This is a genomic window from Oscillibacter valericigenes, assembly GCF_021531915.1.
Lineage (GTDB): Bacteria > Bacillota > Clostridia > Oscillospirales > Oscillospiraceae > Oscillibacter > Oscillibacter valericigenes_A.
This window is the reverse complement of sequence record NZ_JAFBIV010000051.1, coordinates 1-514: the sequence shown is the minus strand read 5'-3', so window position 1 is coordinate 514 and position 514 is coordinate 1. Positions and strand designations below refer to the sequence as shown.

Genomic DNA, 514 nt, shown 5'->3' with positions numbered 1-514 from the left:
GAGAGCAGTCTCAACATGATCAAGTATGTGCTGAACCAGCATATTCTGCCGTTCATTGGGGGATACCGCCTGCAGGATATTTCCCCCATGCAGATCCAGGCTATTATGGCGACCATGTCTGATAAGAGCAACTCTCTGCAGTCCAAAGTGCTTGTGACATTGAGAAGTATCTTTAAGGCGGCTCAGGAAAACGGCCTTGTGGCAAAATCTCCGGTCAGCAGTATGTTGAAGGCCGGCGGCAAGAAAACGCCCGAGAAGGTCGCTCTGACGGTTGCAGAGAGCCAGCTGCTGTTAGAACGGGTCAGTAACCCCCGGGCGAGAACCTTTCTTCTGATCGCGCTCCATACGGGCATGCGAAGGGGCGAGATCGCGGGTCTTCGCTGGGATGATGTGGACTTCAAGAAAAAGGTCATCCATGTTCGCCACAACGCGGTGATGGGACGGTATGAAACGACCATCAGTGATGAGTTGAAGACCAGCGCGGGCAAGCGGGATATTCCAATGTCTGAGGAAC

General features: G+C 53.3%; 1 protein-coding gene. It reads left to right on the top strand.

Going from position 1 to position 514, the window contains the following annotated elements:
- Positions 1–15 precede the first annotated feature (15 nt).
- Positions 16–514 (top strand): tyrosine-type recombinase/integrase (locus JQM66_RS12855; protein WP_235230183.1); only part of this gene is annotated, 499 nt, incomplete at its 3' end.